We start from the raw sequence: 1,141 nt of genomic DNA on the forward strand, positions 1-1,141 counted from the left end.
GCTCAAATTTGTTTTATTGAGCCAATAGAGTTTGAACGATTTCAATACCTGCAGCTTGGTGAGCTTGCGTAGTTGGGTGAATTTCATCATAGAACAAGAAGCCAGTAGCTGTTACGTAACCATCACACTCAGGGTGAAGTGCACCACCTTGAGATAGCATGTAAGCACATGCGTCGTCAGTATTGGTGTAGCCATAGTCTTCAGCGTTGTCGACTTGATCAGTCAAGAAGCTGAATAGGTCGTACTCGATAAAATCGACACCTGTTTGATGCTCAAGACGAGCCAATTTACGATCCAGCTTGCGATTGAACTTAGCTGAAAGCTTAGTAGTAACTCGTACAAGGCGGTTCGCTTTGCGCTCTTGGCGAGTCGTTTGAGTGTTTGCAAGTAAGCCAGCAACAACCAAATCAGTTTCGGGGATCGCGCCGATATCTGGAGCATTAGATACTAGAATGTGCTGAGCACCAGAAGCGATCAATTTTTCGATTTGAGCAATTTCAGATTCAACAGCTGCTTTCAATGAAGCATTAGCTGCCTGACGAATAGCCTGACGCTCTTGAGCTGTAGAAGCGAAAACTGCTCCTGAGCGAATTTCACGTGCTGCACGAATGTCATTGCCACCGATTAATACGATGTATAGCGCGTCTGAAGGAGCAACACCTGCATTGATTTGTAGGAAAGCATTAACCTGGGTAGGTAGGTTGATGTCCGGTGTAGATTCATCACCATCTTCGTCAACTGCTTTTGCACCAGCAATAGCAAAGTTGTTACCAGTATAACCACCCGCTAAGTGTAGCGATGGTGTTAGGGTATGACCTAGTGCTGCTGCAACGAATTCTACCGCTACAGGGCCATTGGTGAAACGTTCACCATAGGTTTGGTCTGGTGCAATGGCATTAAGGTTACCATTATCAGAAAGGCTATCGCCAAATACGTATACATTACTGTAGCCGTTCGCATTAACCGCGAATGCAGCAACAAGTAGTGACGTCAGTGTCACCAACTTCAATTTCAGGCTTTTCATCAATCGACTCCGTTAATTTTCTTAATTTTGTTTTTTTCATGTATGTAAGTGTTTTATATGTTCTTAAAGAACTATTCTTTTTCAGGTTCTTTCTTGTCTGACTTTTTTGGGGGACTC

Annotated in this window: 1 protein-coding gene; it reads right to left on the reverse strand. The window is 43.7% G+C overall.

Going from position 1 to position 1,141, the window contains the following annotated elements; genetic code table 11:
• Positions 1–13: 13 nt before the first annotated feature.
• Entirely contained in the window at positions 14–1,024 is a 1,011-nt protein-coding gene (locus A3761_RS04640) for an SGNH/GDSL hydrolase family protein (protein ID WP_068553884.1), read from the reverse strand.
• Positions 1,025–1,141: the final 117 nt, after the last annotated feature.

Source organism: Oleiphilus sp. HI0123, from assembly GCF_001635315.1.

Bases quoted from the DNA above. Each gene is read 5' to 3' on its own strand.
- A3761_RS04640 (WP_068553884.1), bottom strand. From the start codon at position 1,024: ATGAAAAGCCTGAAATTGAAGTTGGTGACACTGACGTCACTACTTGTT.